Annotated in this window: 12 protein-coding genes; 7 read left to right on the plus strand and 5 right to left on the minus strand. The window is 35.8% G+C overall.

From position 1 onward, the window contains the following. Window positions 1–292 precede the first annotated feature (292 nt). Window positions 293–1504 (plus strand): tyrosine-type recombinase/integrase, encoded by a 1212-nt coding sequence (locus PR766_RS11855; RefSeq protein ID WP_154636560.1) that lies wholly within the window; start codon window positions 293–295, stop codon window positions 1502–1504. Window positions 1505–1528: 24 nt separating this feature from the next. Then, window positions 1529–2515 (plus strand): hypothetical protein, encoded by a 987-nt coding sequence (locus tag PR766_RS11860; protein ID WP_154636561.1) that lies wholly within the window; start codon window positions 1529–1531, stop codon window positions 2513–2515. A 106-nt stretch (window positions 2516–2621) separates the two neighbouring features. Here the strand turns inward: PR766_RS11860 and PR766_RS11865 are convergent, their stop codons facing one another. Further along, window positions 2622–2861 (minus strand): TIGR02391 family protein, encoded by a 240-nt coding sequence (locus PR766_RS11865; protein WP_230086866.1) that lies wholly within the window; start codon window positions 2859–2861, stop codon window positions 2622–2624. 59 nt (window positions 2862–2920) lie between these two features. Between PR766_RS11865 and trbL the strand changes: the two genes are divergently transcribed. The 3 genes from trbL (at window position 2921) to PR766_RS11880 (ending at window position 4855) form a co-directional block, all read left to right on the plus strand. Continuing rightward, window positions 2921–4279: a P-type conjugative transfer protein TrbL gene (gene trbL / locus PR766_RS11870; RefSeq protein ID WP_154636562.1), complete on the plus strand. Its 1359-nt coding sequence runs from the start codon at window positions 2921–2923 to the stop codon at window positions 4277–4279. 12 nt (window positions 4280–4291) lie between these two features. After that, window positions 4292–4549: a hypothetical protein gene (locus PR766_RS11875; RefSeq protein ID WP_154636563.1), complete on the plus strand. Its 258-nt coding sequence runs from the start codon at window positions 4292–4294 to the stop codon at window positions 4547–4549. 75 nt (window positions 4550–4624) lie between these two features. Then, on the plus strand, window positions 4625–4855 hold the full coding sequence (locus PR766_RS11880; RefSeq protein WP_154636564.1) for a type I toxin-antitoxin system ptaRNA1 family toxin: 231 nt from the start codon (window positions 4625–4627) through the stop codon (window positions 4853–4855). A 50-nt stretch (window positions 4856–4905) separates the two neighbouring features. On the opposite strand, the gene PR766_RS11885 is transcribed toward PR766_RS11880, so the two are convergent. From PR766_RS11885 to PR766_RS11900, 4 genes are all read right to left on the minus strand, one after another. Further along, window positions 4906–5202: a hypothetical protein gene (locus tag PR766_RS11885; RefSeq protein WP_154636565.1), complete on the minus strand. Its 297-nt coding sequence runs from the start codon at window positions 5200–5202 to the stop codon at window positions 4906–4908. A 317-nt stretch (window positions 5203–5519) separates the two neighbouring features. Then, entirely contained in the window at window positions 5520–10847 is a 5328-nt protein-coding gene (locus PR766_RS11890) for a TOTE conflict system archaeo-eukaryotic primase domain-containing protein (protein ID WP_154636566.1), read from the minus strand. 731 nt (window positions 10848–11578) lie between these two features. Further along, window positions 11579–12895, minus strand: coding sequence for a type II toxin-antitoxin system HipA family toxin (locus PR766_RS11895; protein WP_154636567.1), 1317 nt, complete (start codon window positions 12893–12895; stop codon window positions 11579–11581). Beyond that, window positions 12889–13215: a helix-turn-helix transcriptional regulator gene (locus PR766_RS11900; RefSeq protein ID WP_006661622.1), complete on the minus strand. Its 327-nt coding sequence runs from the start codon at window positions 13213–13215 to the stop codon at window positions 12889–12891. Before PR766_RS11900 ends, PR766_RS11895 begins: the two co-directional genes overlap by 7 nt. Window positions 13216–13626: 411 nt before the next feature. On the opposite strand from PR766_RS11900, the gene alr reads away from it, so the two are divergent. Together alr and PR766_RS11910 are read left to right on the plus strand one after the other, a co-directional pair. Continuing rightward, window positions 13627–14850: an alanine racemase gene (alr, locus tag PR766_RS11905; RefSeq protein WP_230086867.1), complete on the plus strand. Its 1224-nt coding sequence runs from the start codon at window positions 13627–13629 to the stop codon at window positions 14848–14850. 210 nt (window positions 14851–15060) lie between these two features. Beyond that, on the plus strand, window positions 15061–15798 hold the full coding sequence (locus tag PR766_RS11910; RefSeq protein ID WP_036983048.1) for a phosphatase: 738 nt from the start codon (window positions 15061–15063) through the stop codon (window positions 15796–15798). The last annotated feature ends 27 nt before the right edge of the window (window positions 15799–15825 follow it).

Here is a 15825-nt window from a genome sequence, read left to right on the forward strand (position 1 = left end):
CTGGCACTGGCTGGCAAAATAACTATCTAAGCCCATGTAAAAGTGGGCTTTTTTGCTTTTGTAGCTTGTCGTATCTGGCATTGATTAGCAGCGTCAAGCACAAGTTGAATGGGGTATTAAAGTTGGTATTATCGGATGCAGATGCCATGAACACTGACTGATACCATGCAATAGTTTTTGATCCTCTCATGGTATTAAAAATAAGTAATTGTTTGTTTTTAAAGAAATTAAATCATAGTTTCCTACGGCTGTTTTTGCATGGTATCAAAACGTTAAAAAAGGATAAAAATGAATGCTGACTGATACCAAACTGAGAAATTTAAAACCGAAAGAAAAGCTCTATAAAGTGAATGACAGAGATGGGCTATATGTCGCTGTAACGCCTGCAGGCTCTGTCTCTTTTCGCTATAACTATGCCATTAATGGCAGACAGGAAACGGTGACTTTTGGTCGTTATGGTATTGGCGGGATCACTTTAGCTGAAGCCAGAGAGCGGCTAGGGGAAGCTAAAAGAATGGTGACAGATGGTAAGTCCCCAGCTAAAGAAAAAGCCAGAGATAAAGCGAGAATTAAAGGTGCTGAAACATTTGGTGCATGGGCTGAAAAATGGCTTCGTGGCTATCAGATGGCTGATTCTACACGGGATATGCGGCGATCAGTTTATACCAGGGAACTCAAGGGTAAATTTGGCAACCAGAAGTTAAATGAAATCACATACGAAGACTTACGGGCGATCACTGACACTATTGTTGAACGTGGTGCACCAGCGACTGCTGTTCATACACGAGAAATCGTACTTCAGGTTTATCGCTGGGCGATTGAACGGGGTCAGAAGGTAGAAAATCCAGCAGATTTAGTGAGGCCTGCAAGTATTGCTAAATTTGAACCCAGAGATCGCTCGTTAACGCCAGGTGAAATTGGTTTGATGTATCGCTATCTTGAGAAGGTTGGGACAACGCCCTCAATTCGGGTAGCTGTAAAACTGCTATTGTTAACAATGGTACGTAAAAGTGAGTTAACGAACGCCACCTGGAGTGAAATTAATTTCAGTGAAGCAATTTGGATAATCCCAAAAGAGCGAATGAAACGTCGCAATCCGCATTTGGTTTTTTTATCGCGTCAGGTAATGGATATTTTAGTTGCCTTAAAAACTTTTGCAGGCGGTTCTGATTTTATTCTACCATCGCGCTATGATTCAGATGCGCCAATGAGTAGTGCAACAATGAATCGGGTACTGGATCTTACCTATAAAGCTGCGCAAAAAGACGGGCACGACCTTGCTAAATTTGGACCTCACGATTTACGCAGAACAGCGAGTACATTGTTGCATGAAGCTGGCTATAACTCGGATTGGATAGAGAAATGCCTGGCACATGAACAGAAAGGGGTTAGGGCAGTGTACAATAAGGCAGAGTACCGTGAGCAGCGCACTGCGATGTTGCAGGATTGGGCTGATATGATAGATGAGTGGAGCTCAGATAGTTCAAATCGGTATGTTAATTAATCAATTTTTCAGTAAGGGATTTATATGAGTAGCCGTGGTATTTTTTCTTTATTATCTTCAAATCAAGCATATCAAAATGCAGAAAAAGAATGGCATATAGAATTGGATTTTTACTATAAATATTGGTATGACTTAGTGGCAAGACCAACAGATATGCTTGAACATGTAGATACAAAACGCTCTATAGTTAGTTTTCTTAAAAATTTAAAAAATGAAATTGAAGAAAAACTAGAAAAGAGATTTGTTTACTTTATATGTTCTAGAGAAAGGGTGAGGTTTAATATAAAAAAGAAATCATCATATAATCCGTTTACGGGAAATAAAAAAATTCATATTTTAATTGGCGAGAAAGAATATAAAAAAAACATAAAGTGTAAGTTTTTTGATGAAGAAACAAAAAAGCATTATAATCCTGAGATTTATTTAAGAGATAAGTATATAACAATTAAGTTTTTAAATGGTAATTCATGTACTATGACAATCCATGACTTTTTAGAAGCGACAAATATTAATCTTGGTATTGATAGTAAAGTCGAATACGTAGGTTTTACTAAAAATCCAGATACAAGGCCTACTAATGGAGCTCATTCTGGATTGAACGATGTTATCTATAATGTTATAGATGAGAAAAAAGATTCATTTATATATTTTAATATTTTTAAAGTCTACTCAAAGGCAGATAATTCAACACATAATTTAAACTTTGTTTTTGCTAACTCCATGATAGATGAAGTAAATGTTGATATGGAAGGAAGTATACTAGAAAAATGTTTTATTCTTTATTTTAATTCGGATAATCAATATAGGAATAAGAATAAAGAATATGATGAGCTTAGAAGTAGTTTGGTTAAATTAGCCAAGGAGAATAAAATAAATTCTATTAACATACACTATGCTCTTTCTGACAATAATGAATATGAAGTTTTTTCTTCATCTAAAGTACAACCTAATCATGAACATTTTTTCACAATAAAAAATGGAATTGATGGATTGAGCATTGAAAAGAGATAAGGATACAGTGGTAATATATGACTTCACATTACCACTTAACTTTATAATTATTAAAAATAATTCTCATATGGTTATAGCTGAGAAATACTATTACCATTGGTAATGGTTAAATTCTATTTTCATACATTTTTTTTGCTTCTATAGCTACATCTAATCTTCGATGTATTAACGAGACCATTGATAGTATATCTAATGCATCAATTTCATTAATTTTCCAAGTTATTTTTGGGGCGTGAGCTGTTGTATTTCGAAATGTACCAAATAAGCCTACAAGTAAATTAATAAAACCTTTTTGCTCACTTTTTTCACTATCAGTTTGAAGTGAATTTAAAGCTAAATAAGGTATCCCCTTGAAGAGTGGAAATTTAAATCAAGTCCAGAAGACAACTTTTAAGGGAATAAATTATGAAAATCACTATCTCATGTTGTTTCTTAATTATATTAGGGTTATTTCCTGATATCGCGTTGGCACAAGAATTAAGTAGTAGTGGCGTGATGAATGATGTTCTCAATCGTTTTCATAGCGCAGCCTCAACCTGGGCTCCAACAATAGAAGGTGCTGCCAGTCGGTTATTTTGGACACTAGTAACCATTTCTATGGTGTGGACGTTTGGCATGATGGCGCTACGTAAAGCGGATATTGGTGAGTTCTTTGCTGAATTGGTTCGTTTTACTATTTTCACTGGTTTCTATTGGTGGCTACTCTCGAATGCAACGCACGGAATGAATATAGCAGGTTCAATAGTGGATTCATTGCAACAGTTGGGAGCGGAGGCGGGAGGGCTAAGTAGCAGTAAATTAGGTCCTTCCAGCATTTTAGATATGGGCTTTGAATTATATGACAGAACTGTTGAAGCAACTTCAGAATTAAGCTGGAAAGAGTTTGCCACTGCTTTAATGATGGAACTAATGGCACTAGCGGTACTGGTTGTGTTAGCCATTATTTCAGTGAATTTATTATTACTGTTAGCTGCCAGTTGGATTTTATTATACGCAGGCGTGTTTTTCCTTGGTTTTGGCGGTTCCAGATGGACTTCTGACATGGCGATCAACTATTACAAATCCATTCTTGGTATAGCCGCACAGCTATTGTCTATGGTTCTTATTGTCGCTATTGGTAAGCAATTTTTGCTGGATTATCACAATAAAATCAGTGAGAACATGGCAAGTCAGGAATTAGCCGTGATGTTAGTTATTTCTCTTTGCTTACTGTTTTTAGTGAACAAGGTTCCACCGATGATTTCAGGTTTAGTTTCTGGCGGTAATATCGGAACGATGGGGATTGGTTCATTCGGTGCAGGAGCCGCGATGGGGACAGTAATGACAGCAGCAAGTATGGGTGCTGCGGGGATGAAAATAGCAGGTGGTGCGATAGCAAGCGGGGCTGCTAATGCGACTAGTGGTATCAGTGCGATAAAGGCGGCTTTTGAGCAAGCACAAAGTAGCATGGCAGATGGAACAATGCCAAGTGGAGGAAGTAAGACAACACAAAATAGAAGTGGTGGGTCTAATACTGATTCAGGAGATTCACCTTTCAGTAAGGCCGGTGGTTTCGATAGCACGGATAGATCTTCTGTAAGCACCCAAAACCGTACTAAGGATGTAGATTCATCAATTCGTGATGATATGGCAGGGACAAATGCTGATAGGACCGAGTTTTCCGATAATGCTTTGTCAGGAAGTGATAAACACAGCATGAATCAATCAATGACTGATAATGATGAGGTTAACGACTTTGTTAATCGTAACAAATCAGATAAATAAGAGGCATTGAACATGAAACAGAGTAGCTTCTTGGTCGCATTCGATTTACTTGACCAGAATGCGGATTTAAATGCAAAAGTTTCTTATGAGCCGATTGATGTTGTGCTCGCGGAAGAAAAAGTAGATGCAACAGAAGAAATAGCTAATTTCATTAAAAAGCGTGAAATTAAAGCTAAACATGAGCAGTTTTGTAGTGAAATAGCGAGTAATGTGTTTGATGGGAAATCGGAAGATAGCCCATTTTCAATAGCCGCAGGGCTTATTAGCTAGTGTTTTTAAAGCACGCAGGCCAGTGATGGTGCACTGACCTGCATTTTCACAAACCACCTGGATATGAGGTGATATATGACAGCTCCACATAATACAGAAGTTCAAAGAACAATTCATCACGTAGCGAGCGAACTGGCAACGCTAGAGTTTATAAATCAAGATGCTGCACGCGAGATCTCACAAGTTGCCGAAGCGGTTGCCAACATGTTTACGGTGCTTTATTACCAGGCAGAAACTGGAGATGCAACAAAACAGGATTTTCAGGAAGCACAGGCTAAGCTTCAGGAAGTGTTGTTAACATTATGATTTGTCGATTTAAAGGCGGTAATTAGCCGCCTTTAAATCTGTTGAAGTAGTTAATTCTGTCGAAAATATTGATTTTTTCTTCTGGAGTTATGTTTCCAGCTTTTTCCGAGCTTATAAGTCATTGTTGGATAGTCATCCCGGGGAGTGGCCAGTTGCTTTCCTCTAGCAGAGCGTAGTCTTAACGGGTAATCTTTATACTCAAATTTGTGTAAAAAGTAGTAACCTTTCTCTTGTTTGGTACTGAAATTTTTGTGTATCCAACTGCGAAGGAAAGGGTAGTATTTCCATTCCCTTTTTATTCCAAAATAAGTTTCAGGGTTCTGATACTGCAATTTTATCTTTTTCATAGTGCTCCTAGGTTTCTTTAAGCTACCTAGAAGTGATCTTTTGCGTAGTAGTTCATATATCTTTTATCTTATTCACATTCTCATGAATGTAAACATTGTATTGTTTGAAGGAGGTGCGTATATAAATTCTTTTAGAAAGAATATTTTTCATAAATAGCTTTATTGATTTCCTTAGGGGAGTTTGTATGGCTTAATGTGTTTAATCTTATTTTTGTTCTTTTCATTTCTTATGCAGGATACTTACACTTCCATTTATGCTTATGTATTCGTGTCTAATTTTTAAATCAGACACGAATGGTCATTACGTTTCGTAAAACTTATTTATCTGCCAACTCTAATATTCTGTTAAACGGCTTACAATGTTCCTCGGACTTAGTACTGCACGTTAAAAACCCAAATGACTTCTTTGGAAGAGATTGATATCTGGCAACAAGATTAATTTTATTTATTTCGTTTTCATCTTTAAATTTTACATATGTGCCTGAATAGGATAAATGGTCATATAGATTAGATAAAGCAAGCTCATCGAGCAATAAATCTGTTATAATCGATTTATCTCGTTGATTTATCTTTGTTGTGCTACCAAAAAAAGCATTGTCACCAATATCTCTCCCATTAACAACATTAACTACTATCTGATTCCCTAATGTTACTTGTAGTTCCTCTTCTATTTTTCGAATAGCATCTTTGGTATAGAGAACAGTGCAAATATTAAGTGTTTCAAGCTCTAAAAATATATTAAATAGATTTGTATGATCTTCTTTAGTCAAATTAAAGTAGTTATCGCTTGGTCGGCTGCCTTCACCTTTTAAATAGAACTTTAAAGCTCTAATCACTTGAGACCCAGTAAGGACAAGATCTGTAATTAGGGTTACTTGCTTTGAGCTCTTGGTGAGAGAACGTGGTGTGAATGTGGCAACTTCTCTACCAATATCATTGTCTCGATAGAGGATTCTATGTGTGCCGTTGAAATCAGAAACTTCTTTGATCAAAAAGAGATTGCTGTTTGGCAAATCTAGTTCTTTTACTTTATCTCTAAACGACATTATCTCACTTTCTAACATGTATTCATGTGACCTAATCAGATTAATTAATGGCTGATGAAATTTTTGTGGCAGGTGGTGTAGCCAGTTTTTTAGTCTATTTTCCGCTTCTTGTATTGAAATGTCATTATGATGCCTAATTACAACTGAAGCATCATCGAAACCGCTTAATGAGGTTATATTTCCCTCCAACAACGTAATAGAAGGGTAGCTATGTTCAAACTTTTCCTCATTTATTATAACGTTGTAACGCTCTCGGAGAGTTGTATACATAACACTTAAACAATTTGCCAGTGAAATAATGTATACCGTTTCATCATTTTGGTAAGCGTAAATATGCTCAGATCCATTTATCAGAGCGAGATGTTTTATTTCGCATGATACGATCTCTTTCATTTTGGGGTTTATTATCAGTACATTCGTGAACGCATAACTTTGATTATCTATCTTTACGGTTCTTGATGAAGAGAAAGCGTTGGCTTGAGATAGTTTGAAATCTTTGAGTGTGATACTTTGTTTTTCAAGTTGGCTGTTGGAAATTAGTTCTTCAATTATCTTTGAGTAATTTAAGATATCTTCATGTAGATGAAAAGGTATAGTAATTAAAAGTTTTTTATTAATCTGAGAAATCGACTGCTGAATAGAAAATAACACAGATTGAAGATCTGAGTCGTCTATAGGCATGCTTTTTTCAACTATAAATATATGTTGACTCTTCACTTCATTATGAAAAGATGAATACTGTTTTGAAAATTTTTCAAGTCGAGATATTGAATCTAGATCTGAAAAATATATATAAAGAGACGTTGCTATTGCGACATCAAAGAAAAAATCAGAACTATCATATGCTTCATTTGTCATTTGAGAATAAAACTTAAGAAGGAATTGTACCTTATCAATATCAAGATCTAAGTTGTTAATATATTTTTCCTTTAAGTTCTTTATGGCAGTGTCACTTTTAGAGGTGTAAGACAAAAAGGAGGTAATGAAATTATCTATTGAATTTTCATATGAAGCGACAATTCCATGTTCATCATATGTTATAATTTTTGAATGATAACAGAACTCCTTGGAAAAAACTGAGACTGCATCTGATGTCATTACCCTATCAGGGCAGAACACACTAGGAATAGGCTCTCCGTCTTTTATAGTCTTAAGAAATTTGGTTAAGAGCTCAAGCCTAATATTTATTTCAACACTATTTATATAGTGACCAAATGTTGTTAACTTTTCTCTATCATAATCGACTATGATTTCAGAAAATCCGTTACTGTGCTCTAAGTCATCTTTATTAGAAGTAAACAATGAGCTAGGCTTTCTTATGAGAATTTTGTTATCTTTACGAAGAGTCGTTGTGTTATTTTCGATTATATTCCGTTCAAACCACTTTTTGTTTCCTTCAGGAAAAATGGAAACTCCATCATTGTCTATCAACCAATTATAGAATGTTGATTTTGTCTTGAGTTTTTTTAATTGGCTTGCAATCGTATCATTGTTCCATTCCCTATTTTCTATTGATAAATAGACTAATAGTGCATTATGATACTTTTCGAACACCTTTTTATCATCAGTAAGCCCTCTAAAAATATTGCCATCTACTATTGAGGAAATTATCCAGTTTGCTGTGGCGTTATTTATGTCAATTTTATCCAATTTATCCAACCAGTTTGAAAAAGGGAAATTATCGTTAGAACCAGCTAGTTCATTAAATGAAAATGCACAATATTTCCACATGGACTCAATTAGACTTGTGGAATGGCTCTCTGTAGAGACTGAGAATAAACAAAGTAGATAATAAAATTTCTTAGTTGTCATTGGATCTAAGATAGGTTTGTCAGTAATTGAGGTGGAGAAAGTGCTGTTTTTTTCTTCTACTGACATTTTCGCAAAGAATAAAGAAGCTATTTTTTTTAGGTCAACTTCGTTTTCATTGAAACAGAAAGCATAAATAACTTTGATAAAATCTTTTAACGATTTGATATTGTTTAAATATAGGTTCAAATGCAATATTAAATCATTTGTTGCGTTGACTTTACTATGGTCAGATATAGATCTTATTGCTGAAATGTAATGCTGTGGTAAAATATTAGTTACTTTCACATTTATGTTAAAGTTTGTAATCAAATAGGCTATATGCTCATGGACAATTCTTGAGTATGTAAGTTTAGGCTCAATTGTTTCAATGAGTTGCTTCAGCTTATTTCTATTGCTCTTATTTGTTTCAATTGCGTTTATAATACACGATGTCAATACTTCAGACTGTAATGTATCAAAGTTTTTTATTTCATGAATAATTTCCCATCCCTCATTCAACTCAAACAAAAAGTTAAATAAATTTTTGAATAAGCTTCCTCTTCCAATACGTTTTTCAAGGGCTGGAATAATCTGCTCTGTCTTGATACTATTTAATTCATCTACGCCATCAAGGTGTGAAAAAATGAACGATAGGTCTTCCTGACAAGAATCAGACTGAATAAGTGTTACAAACTCACTAATAGCATTATTTTTTTGTTTTTCACTGGATGTAATAAATGATTTTGATACTTGATCAACGGCATATTTAGATTGAGATCTATAATTATCAAATTTGTCTTGAAATGAAGATATCTTCGAAACTACCGTTTTTTCACTATTGAGAGTCAGATTTAAGAGTTCTAATTCACTACAAAGCTCATTTCGGAGTTTCTCTGCTTCATCTTTTGATTTTGTAATAAAAAATATGTCATCAACATATCTTTCATACAATATTATTTCATTTTTTGCTAATTTTTTTTTAAAGCTTATGTCTATTTCAGATAAGTAAAGTTCTGCAAAAAAACGGGCATAGGCTGGCCCTTGAGGTAATCCTTTATTATCACCAACAATTTCCTGTGTCATATTGAAAATGGCAGTTAAGCATTCTATGTACCTTTTGTTTGTTTCAGGCCTCATTGACTCTATTTTATCTTTTATCACAGAGTTACCATCACCTAGTAATAGCCTTTTAAGTCTGTCATGTGAAATGTTGTCATAAAAGCCTTTTATATCTGTTTTAACAATATAAAAATCCTTATACACTTCATTTTCAATGGCATCTGTGATGTTAGAAATGAATTTCAACCATAGGTATAGCCATGGTTTAAATATATATCCTCCGTTAAACCCTTTGTTAATCTGATATCCATGAGAATTATTATCTGTTTTAATATCAAAGTAGTATGCAATTTGCTTAAGAATACAAGAAGTAATTACTCTCGCACTTGAGTTTAATGTAATAAGTTCACGAGTTTTTCCTTCCTCATTCCTTACATGTTTATAGTAGTCCCAGTTTTTTGAGCCTTTTATAAACTCATCCATCTCTGTTAGGAATTCGCTATTATCTTTTGAAGAAAGCTCTTCAACTACTATCTTGGCTTGAACTTCATCATTCAGGAATAGATAGTTAAGCTCAGCAATTCTTGTAATTTCTATGTCATTATTTGAAAATTCAAAATTAGCTTCTGTATATTCAAGAAATTTAGGAATACAATTTTTAAGTAGTTCCTCAATTGAAAGCGTACCATTGAATTTACAAGATAGTGTGCTTTCTATTTTATCTTGGGTAGGGAAGTTAAAATTCTTTAGAACTTGTATTGCTGATTTAGTTATATTTTCATTATAATTATTTTGCTTGCTAAATATTTCGTGCAAAATAATATTGCTTAAATCTGGTTCGCCTTTACATTCTAGGTTGCACAACAAACCTACTATTAATACCCGCTCTTTGTGTGTCAGATTTTTTCCGTGTTCAATTTTTTGAGATAGCTTTTTAAGTGGTTCTACCTCATTCCATAAATCCAATAGATCTTGTAGATTGAATGCATTTTTTTGAACTTTAATGCTTTTTATTCTGTTTGTCTGGATATTTTCTGGTTCATAGTTGTCAAAAAAAGTCCCAAGTGATTTCTCTAATGCAGTTCTGCTGGTTGAGGTATGTTCTTCTAAAATACTTATGTTATCAGCTAGCATTGCGTCAGATAATATACTGACTTTCTGGACGTTATTAATTTCAGCTAAGTTACGCAAAAGGTAAGAGTAGCAACCAGATTTTTTGTGCTTAGATAACGGTATTTTTACACCAAGTCCAACACCTCCTGTTGGTGTTGCCGAATGGGGGAATAGATCAACACCAATTAAACTGCTATCAAAATTTAAACCAGCATCTTGTAAGATCGCCTGTTGTATATCATATCCAGTTTTGTATTTTACTGCTTCATCAAAAGTAATCCAGATATGGAAACCTCGGTTCCCTGAATATTCAAGAAGGAATGGAATTCCACGCTGTTCGAGTGTTTGGTAAAAGATATTAACTGCTCTCTTTAGTTCTTTATCTCCTTGAGAAGCTAAGCCTGAATCGATACATGACTTCAAAATATCAAAATCGAAGCATATCCATTTTATTGTTAAATCATTGTTTTTTTGGTATATTGCTATTGATTTTTGATCGAGTAGGACTTGCTTAATAAGTTCAGGGGTGACAACTCCTGCTTTTTTTCTGTATGTACCATCATCTTGCTGGTCTACATGATGACTTTGGTCAGTAGCCAATAGATCTGTAATTAATTCTCCATATCTTTCGTACATTTTTATTGGCTCCGCTGGTTCAATATTTTATTAGCTTTGATTGGTGATACTCTGATATACATGTGACATCTCATGTGCAAACAACATCATACACATTCATTACTATTACTGAAATATAAGTGAGTTGGTTGTTCATACAAGTGTATCCGATCTTAAAATAAGTTCGAGTAAAAATACTAACTGATTACTAATTGAATTCATTTAAATGTGGACCCCATAAAAAATAATACTTTGTTTTAAAATGATTTTTTCTATGAACGACTTTATTGGTAAAGGCAGGATCGTGATAGTCTGCCTCTTTTACGATTGATGCCTTTAACCTTTCAGCTGTCGAATAGGTAGGTGAAGTCTAATGACTTTGTTCATAATGAAGCAGGATCGTTTCTGGTATTGTTGCATCACTTAGAACAACAATATGATTTTTGGGTGAGATTTGTGTTGTAAGAACGCTGAATTGACTCAGTTCAGGTTGAGTCAAGAGCAACTGAGACAGTTTCAGTTAATAAGAAACCAATAAAATCCCATACGTGGTATTTTTCTTGGTATTAAGATGTGGTGACTTTTAAAGTGTTTGATATCTAATGATAAAATTATTCTATTAATATTAGAGTGGGAATGATTTAGCTATTATCGATAGCGATTTTTAGAAATCATTAATGTTAAAGGCATCAGTTACTTACTGGTGCCTTTTTGTTTTTTTAAATATAAAACAGTTTTATTAACTAAGCTGGTCAAATATCCAGCCTCAAATTTTTACTTATCTCATCAGCCAATGTCGTCGGAACTTCCCACTCCTTGGCGAGATCATTCCATTGTGAAACTGCATCGATAGTTTCATCGATAATATTATCGATTTTTTGTTTGTTAAATGCTGGGCTGAGCTTGATTAAAGAATAAAAATCGTCGCGGCTAAAATCATCTCTTTTCCCATTTAAACTCATCCAATGGCTATTTACCCACTTGCTGCCAGGCTTATAACTATAAGCAAGATCGTATGCAGGCGCTAAAATCCATTTATTATCTTTAAGCATAAATGCAAAGTTTTTCGAATGGTCATCATGATTACGAGCGATAATATTAAATGCCATACGCCTCAATAATTGGTAAGCGTCATTTGCAGATAATCTCAGTTCGCGCGCTATACCAAATAGTTCTGCATAAGAAAATGAGCCTGGCTTTTTATAATCCACATGGGCTAGCCCGTTTAAGGTTTGTACATGAATTTTTTGATTACCAATGCGATCAAAACGCTGAGTAATAAAATGCCGTCTAGCACCTTCATCTAATAAATGGCAGGGCATCATATCTACACCGCTCTGTCTTGCCATCAGGTGATAAACATATTCCATTGCCCCGTAGCCTAGGGGATCTCCAAACGTTTCTTGGTTTTTATTATGCTCACTGACGCCATCAAATTTCATTAAATAATGCGTGAAGTTATCCGGAATATCAGATTGACCTGATCGAACTTGGGTAAAGTCTTGGTTAAAGGCAAGCACAGCCTTAGGTCTTGCTCCACCTGCACTCATTCCGACAGAAAGTAGTTCAATCATGGCAGCCGAATCTTCTTGGTGATTACGATTTAATTCCAAATGAAAATCGCCACGTAAATCGAGAACCTCCTGTGCGATAGCAACAAGAGATTCAATCTGAATGTCGGATTGCTTATTACCGGAATGAAGTTTTGTAGCAGGGATGTACTCTAGTGCGCCCATTCCGCGTTTTCCCGTGTATTGCAGGCGCTGCAAAGGTGTAATGCTGTCAACGGATTTACCTTGGCTCGAAACCCAAGCATTCATGACTGCGTTACCAAAATCATCGGGCAGAGAATCGGCAATTAACCCTGGTAGCCCTTTGAATGTCTGATAATCGAGCTCAGGAAAACGATAAATATGCGGAGATAAAGGCATCTTTAACGGAGAAAGCTGGATGCCTTTTTTAATAAATTCAGGAGTGTATTCAAACGCGCCAAGACCCGTAGAGGAATCAAAGCTTAATGCACCAATACTGTCACTTTGGTAGCACACTTCGATGACTTCCATTACCATTCTAATTCTTCCTCTTCAATATCAGTACGTTGTCCAGATGCACGTTGACGTTTTTTTCCTTGTAGCTTCATCAGCTGAATAGGGGATATTGGCTGTGGAGGTAAAAATAAATCTAATTGTTCAGTTAGGTTGAGTGCCATCATGATGGCAATAAACATTTCTAGCTGGGCATGACCTTTTTCTGCGGCCATGATTGTTTTGCGTGAGACACCAACAAATTGCGCTAATTCAGCTTGGGTTAAATTTTGATTGAGTCTCGCTTGCTTTAGACGTTCACCTATTTGCTCTGCATAAGCTAAAGCGGATTTTATCTTGGTCATAATGTCCCCCAATTTGGACATAGTATGCAATATTACACTTTAATGTATCAAATATAGGACTTTATAATGCACTAGTCAAATGTGTTATTAAGTCCTATATTATGGACCTAATGTGTTTTTATCGCCTTAAAGTCCATAAATTGGGACTTTGCTATGTTTTTATTATTTTCATTTTGGATGGAACGCTCACGGGGAGATGATGGCCGATAAAATCAAAATAGACGTATAGAAAATAACTAAAAATTCATAAAATGTGATTTTTTATTCAAAATATCCCAATTATCACTTGTTCAATTAATTCAGCTTGTTATTATCAGCAGCCTATATACATAGAAGGTATATGTTCACTCCCCGTAATCATAATAATAAAGGTGAGGGGAAACTCACTGAACCATGGCTAAGGATAAAAACGTGTCATTTCGTCTTAGATATCTTGCTCTTTTGCCTTTGCTGGTTGCGACAGCCTGCCAGCAACCCGCGAAAACCAACATCATTGAAACCTCATCAGCACAAGTTCAACCCGCGATCATTAATAATTCGTGGATAGAAATTTCGCACAGTGCGTTGGATTACAATATCAAGAAAGTGCAAACATTATTGGGTGATAAAGCGGGGTTGTGCGCTGTTTTAAAAGGGGATGCCTATGGGCATGATTTGACACTCGTCACACCAGTGATGATTGAGAATAATGTCCAATGCATTGGATTAACGAGTAATACAGAGTTTAAGCAGGTTCGTGATTTAGGCTTTAAAGGTCGTTTAATGCGAGTGCGTAACGCCACCGAGAAAGAAATGGCTCAAGCGACGGAATTTCATGTAGAAGAACTCATTGGTAACTTGGATATGGCGCAGCGCTTAAATGCGATTGGGGCGAAACAAAACACCATTATTCCTATTCATCTTGCATTGAATTCAGCCGGTATGTCGCGCAATGGATTAGAGGTTAGCAATGCTGAGGGATTACAACAAGCTAAGCTAATTTCGCAGTTACCAAATTTAAAGATTGTCGGGATTATGTCGCATTACCCAGAAGAAGATGAAGCGCAAATTAGACAGGATCTGGCTAAGTTTAAAAAACAGTCTCAACAAGTGTTAAAGATGACAGGGCTAAAGCGTGAGGACGTGACACTGCATGTGGCGAATACTTATGCAACATTAACGGTACCGGAATCGTGGTTAGATATGGTACGTGTTGGTGGCATTTTTTATGGTGACACTGTTGCGACCAAAGATTACAAACGTGTCATGACGTTTAAATCAAATATTGCGGCTGTTAATCATTATCCGAAAGGAAATACAGTGGGTTATGATAGAACTTACACTTTGAAGCGTGACTCAGTGTTAGCCAATATACCTGTCGGCTATGCGGATGGATATCGTCGTGTCTTCAGTAATGCTGGCCATGTATTGATTAATGGTCAACGTGTGCCGGTTCTTGGGAAAACATCCATGAATACCGTAATGGTAGACATTACTGACCTTAAAAATGTTCAGCCAGGGGATGAGGTTGTCTTTTTTGGTAAACAAGGCAATGGAGAAATTACCGCTGAGGAAGTTGAAGAGATTAGCGGTGCTTTGTTTACAGAAATGTCCATTTTGTGGGGAGCCACAAACAAGCGGATTCTTGTGAATTAAGGCATTTTATCTGAACTTAAACCCGTCCATGTGGCGGGTTTTTTTATGTATATGGAGGTATCAGAATAATTGCAATTTACTATGACGATCCGATAAGTGCGGTTTAACAGAATTGTTATCGAATCATGAGTAGGGATATGTTAGCTTGGAGATAACCTTTTCAATCTGAATAATGTCAGAAGGCAAATAGAAGAATTAGAAGGATATTCTATGTATCAAGTTGATTTACATGCTCATACTATCGCCAGCACCCATGCATTTAGCACTGTTAATGAATACTTTGCAGAAGCCGCCGCTCGTGGCATGAAACTATTTGCGATTACTGACCATGGCCCAGAGATGCAAGATGCTCCACATGAGTGGCACTTTGGGAATATGCCAATATTGCCACGCATTGTGGGCGGTGTTGGTTTGCTCTATGGGATTGAAGCAAATATTAAGAATAAGTTAGGTGAGACAGACTGCAATGAAAAGATAGCTCGTCACCTAGATATTATATTAGCGGGTTTCCATGAGCCTGTTTTAGAACCACAAAGTTTAGAAGAGAATACTGAAGCGATGATCGCCACTATTCGTAGCGGAAAAGTGCAAATTATTACTCATCCTGGTAATCCCAAATATCCTATTGATATTAAAGCCGTTGCCCAAGCAGCCAAAGAGTGCAACGTGGCACTAGAGATGAACAACTCCTCTTTCTTGCATTCAAGAGCGGGTAGTAAGAAAAACTGCATAGAAATTGCTAAAGCGGTGAAAGAAGCAGGTGGTTGGGTTGCATTAGGCTCAGATTCTCATCATGTTAGCTATTTAGGGCGTTTTGATGAAGTGATTGAAATGCTGAAATCGATCGATTTTCCGGAATCTCGAATTTTGAATACCACGCCACGTCGTGTTTTAGACTTTTTAGAAGCTCATGGGCGTAAGCCTATTCCTGAGTTTGCCCATTTTTAATTTTAAAATTTAAATTATCCGTTTAAA

This window comes from Providencia sp. PROV208 (genome assembly GCF_028479465.1).
Lineage (GTDB): Bacteria > Pseudomonadota > Gammaproteobacteria > Enterobacterales > Enterobacteriaceae > Providencia > Providencia alcalifaciens.